Annotated in this window: 5 protein-coding genes and 1 pseudogene; 5 read left to right on the plus strand and 1 reads right to left on the minus strand. The window is 71.5% G+C overall.

What is annotated here, in order from left to right:
- Window positions 1–299, minus strand: a pseudogene (locus ABZS97_RS43485) (2-oxoglutarate ferredoxin oxidoreductase subunit alpha); the annotation flags it as partial.
- 318 nt (window positions 300–617) lie between these two features.
- Here ABZS97_RS43485 and ABZS97_RS43490 point away from each other — a divergent pair.
- From ABZS97_RS43490 to mftC, 5 genes are all read left to right on the plus strand, one after another.
- Window positions 618–1667 (plus strand): alpha/beta hydrolase, encoded by a 1050-nt coding sequence (locus ABZS97_RS43490; RefSeq protein WP_356149416.1) that lies wholly within the window; start codon window positions 618–620, stop codon window positions 1665–1667.
- 122 nt (window positions 1668–1789) lie between these two features.
- Window positions 1790–2431 carry a helix-turn-helix domain-containing protein gene (locus tag ABZS97_RS43495; RefSeq protein WP_356149419.1) on the plus strand — a complete coding sequence of 214 codons (642 nt, stop codon included), beginning with the start codon at window positions 1790–1792 and terminating at the stop codon, window positions 2429–2431.
- A 143-nt stretch (window positions 2432–2574) separates the two neighbouring features.
- Window positions 2575–2694 carry a mycofactocin precursor MftA gene (gene mftA / locus ABZS97_RS43500; protein ID WP_356149422.1) on the plus strand — a complete coding sequence of 40 codons (120 nt, stop codon included), beginning with the start codon at window positions 2575–2577 and terminating at the stop codon, window positions 2692–2694.
- A 13-nt stretch (window positions 2695–2707) separates the two neighbouring features.
- Entirely contained in the window at window positions 2708–3010 is a 303-nt protein-coding gene (mftB, locus tag ABZS97_RS43505; RefSeq protein WP_356149426.1) for a mycofactocin biosynthesis chaperone MftB, read from the plus strand.
- Window positions 3007–4168 (plus strand): mycofactocin radical SAM maturase (mftC, locus tag ABZS97_RS43510; RefSeq protein WP_356149428.1); only part of this gene is annotated, 1162 nt, incomplete at its 3' end. The genes mftB and mftC, both read left to right, overlap by 4 nt.

Here is a 4168-nt window from a genome sequence, read left to right on the forward strand (position 1 = left end):
ATCGCCACCAGCACATTCGGCGCATCGCCGGGGGTCAGGATGTCGTGGTCGGCGAAATGCAGCTGGAACGACGAAACGCCCGGCAGAGTGCCTGCGGGCGCCCGGATCTCGGCGGGGAAGTTCGGCAACGTGGACAGATCATTGCCGAACGATGCCGTCTCGGAGGTGAACCGGTCCCCCGTCAGCTGCATACCGTCACCCGAGTCCCCCGCGAACCGGATGATCACCCGGTCCAGCCGGCGGACATCCTTGGCGGGCGAGGTCCCCGGTGCGGGGGTCGCGGTGGTTTCCACAGACATACGCGTGTCGGCTCCTGTCGGTCCGGCGGACAGCCCCTGGGCGGCGGGGCGGGTCGTGCAACCTGGCCAGAGGCTAACCAGGCTCATTAGAGGGGCGCTTGTGCCGTCTCCGGCGCGCCCTGGGGCACCCGGCCCGGCAGGCACCCGGCCCGGCGGGGGCGCCGCCGCCGTCGCGTCACGGCCAAAGCACCCTGGCGGCAGGGCTCGCGCCCCCTCAGTCTCACGAAACGGTTGTACAACGCCCGTGGTGATGTTCCGCTTGGTGTTCCTTCTGACAGGCGATGAGTGGGTGGGTGGACGATCGTGTTCAAACGAGTTGTGACCACAGTGGCCGGCGTCGGCGCCGCGGCGTCGGCGGGAGCGCTGGCCCATCGGTCCCTGGTGCGGGGGCGCGATGCCCGGCTGTTACGCATCGACGGCGGCCGGGGCATCGACGAGCAGTACTTCGCGCCGATCGGCGGGATCGAGCAGTGGCTCTCGGTGCGGGGCGCCGACCGGGCCAACCCGGTGCTGGTGGAGGTGCACGGCGGGCCGGGTTCGGTCACCTCGGTGTTCACCGTGCGCACCCGGGCGTGGGAGGAGCACTTCACGGTGGTGCGCTGGGACATGCGCGGTGCCGGCAAGACGCTGCGGCACGGCGGGAAGGAGGGGCAGGGCGAGCTGACGTACGGGCGGCTGTATTCCGACGCGCTGGAGGTCGTCGACCATGTGCGTGCCCGGCTCGGCGTAGAGCGGGTGGTCCTGGTGGGGCACTCGCTGGGCAGCGGCTTCGGGGTGCGGCTGATCCGTGAGCATCCCGAGCGTTTCTCCGCGTACGTGGGCATCGACCAGAACGTCTACGACGCGGGCCGTGACGGATCGGCGTACAAGGACCTGCTGGAGCGGCTGCGCGCCGCGGGCAAGGGCAAGGAGATTGCCGCCGTCGAGGAGATGGGGGCCGACCCGCGTTCCTGGACGGCGGAGCAGCACGCCCTGTACCACCGCTATGTGATGGCCACCAACCCCGAGAGCGTCGCCGCGCTGAAGTCCGCGGTGCTGCCGTCGCTGTGGTGGTCACCGCTGCACTCGCTGCCGGACCTGCCCGCGTTCTTCCAGGGCATGAAACTGTCGGCGCAGATCTTCCCGGAGACCACCCACTTCGACGACTGGGCGGACGGGACGGGCTTCGAGGTGCCGTTCTACATCTTCCAGGGCGAGCACGACCTGGTCACCCCGCCCGGCCGCGCCCAGCGTTTCTTCGACGAGGTGACCGCGCCCGACAAGCACTTCGAACTGGTCGAGGACGCCGCACACTTCTCGGCGTACACCCATCCCGACCGGTTCTTGTCCCTGCTCCTGAACCGGGTCCGCCCGCAGGTGGCGGCCTAGCAGACCCACTGCGGCCGGCCCCCGGTGCGGGGGCCGGCCCGCGGCTGTGCGGCCCCCTAGCCTTGCGCGCAGCGGCGGTTCAGGGGTTTTCAGGACGGGCCGCAGGGGTGACCCTGCCGAGGATGGGACATCGCGACGCTTTACTCCAGGGTGCGAAGCAGTGCCTCGCCGAAAAGGGCTACGCGCGCACAACGGCCCGTGACATCGTCGCGGCGTCGGGCACGAACCTGGCCTCCATCGGCTACCACTACGGTTCCAAGGAGGCCCTGCTCAACGAGGCGCTGATCCAGGCGAACATCGAGTGGGGCGAGGCGCTGAAGACGGCGCTCGCCCGCGGGGAGCGGGGTGTGGCGGCCGGGGATCGCACCGAGGCGCTGTGGACCAAGGTGACGGAGCTGTTCGGCGAGCACCGCGGGCTGTGGGCGGCGAATTTCGAGGCGATCACCCAGGCGGGGCATTCGCTGGAGGTGCGCGCGGCGCTGGCGCGAGGGATGGTGGAGGCGCAGTACGGGCTGGGCGATTTCGTGCCGCCCGGCACGGCGCAGGAGCGGGACGAATCGCTGGCGCGCGCGGTCGGCCTCTTCCATCAGGCGCTGATCACCGGGGTCATGGCGCAGTGGCTGATCGACCCGGAGTCCGCCCCGACCGGCCGCGACCTCTCGCTGGCGCTGCAGGCCCTGAGCGGGGGCAGCCGCCCGCAGGACGCGCGGGGCGAGGAGAAGACGGCGGGCGGGGCGGGACGGGGCTCCGAGACGGCGGTGTGAAGGTACGCGCCGGGCGGCTGCCGCCCGTCTTCGGCCCGCCTGGCAACCCCCCTACTTTTCCAGGGGTGTTCAGAGCCGGGGGGCGCGCGCACCATCTGTTTCAGGAACCGTGCCCCGTGCCACCAGCGAAGGGAGGGCCGAGCATGGACGTCGAGGAGACGACCGTGACCGCCGAGGCATCCGGGATCACCGCCGAGGCCGAGTACGCCGAGGAACTGCTCGTCGAAGAGGTGTCGATCGACGGCATGTGCGGCGTCTACTGACCGGAGAGCCCCCGTGTTCACCCCCGAGCGCCCCTACCGGTGCTCCCCCAGCGTGGCCCTGCGCCCGGAGCCCTTCGGGGCGCTCGCCTATCACTTCGGCACCCGTCGGCTGTGCTTTTTGAAGTCCCCCGAACTCGTCACGGTGGTGCGGTCGTTGGCCGACCATCCCGATGTGCACGCGGCGCTCGTGGCGGCCGGGCTGGAGGCCGCGCGGCACGCCGCCTATCTCGGCGCCCTGGCGGGCCTCGCCGAGGGCGGCGTGATCGAACCCCGTCCCGCAGCGCCGGCCGCCGACCGCCTGGAGGAAGCAGCGTGAAGCTCGTCGACCACTTCGAAAGCGGCCTCGACGCCCCCATCTGCCTCACCTGGGAGCTCACCTACGCCTGCAACCTGGCGTGTGTGCACTGTCTGTCCTCCTCGGGCCGGCGCGATCCCAGGGAGCTGAGCACGGCCGAGTGCAAGGCCGTGATCGACGAACTGGAGCGCATGCAGGTCTTCTACGTCAACATCGGCGGCGGCGAACCCACTGTGCGCCCCGATTTCTGGGAGCTCGTCGAGTACGCCACCGCCCACCACGTCGGTGTGAAGTTCTCCACCAACGGGGTGCGCATCACCCCGGAGCGGGCCCGGTGGCTGGCGGCGAGCGACTACGTCGACGTGCAGATCTCCCTGGACGGGGCGAGCGCGGAGGTCAACGACGCGGTGCGCGGGCCGGGTTCGTACGACACCGCGATGACCGCGATCGGTCATCTCGCCGAGGCGGGCATGCGCGACTTCAAACTCAGTGTGGTCGTCACCCGGCACAACGCCGGCCAGCTCGACGACTTCAGGGCCATCGCCGACGCCCACGGCGCCCAGCTGCGCCTGACCCGGCTGCGGCCCTCGGGGCGGGGCGCCGATGTGTGGGACGAGCTGCACCCCACCGCCGAGCAGCAGCGCACGCTGTATGAGTGGCTGCTGGAGCACGGCGAGAACGTGCTGACCGGCGACTCCTTCTTCCACCTCAACGCCCTTGGCCCGCAGGCGCTGGCGGGGCTGAACCTGTGCGGGGCGGGCCGGGTGGTGTGTTTGATCGATCCGGTCGGCGACGTGTACGCGTGCCCGTTCGCCATCCATGACACCTTCCTCGCCGGCAACGTCCGCGCCCCGGGCGGCTTCACCACGGTGTGGCGCGAGTCGCAGCTGTTCGCCGAGCTGCGCTCCCCGCAGTCCGGCGGCGCCTGCGCGTCCTGCTCGGCCTACGACGCCTGCCGGGGCGGCTGCATGGCGGCGAAGTTCTTCACCGGGCTGCCGCTGGACGGCCCGGACCCGGAGTGTGTCAAGGGCAACGGGCAGCGGGCGCTGGCGGCGGTCGGCGCCGGTACGGCGCCGCGCCCGGCCGGCGCCCACTCGCACCGCACGCGCGCCCGCGGGCCCGTGCCGGTGACCAATGGCCGGCGGCCGCCGACCGCGGGGTTCCCCGAGCGGGCCGGCG

It is taken from the genome of Streptomyces sp. NPDC005485, from assembly GCF_040606085.1.
Taxonomy (GTDB): Bacteria; Actinomycetota; Actinomycetes; order Streptomycetales; family Streptomycetaceae; genus Streptomyces.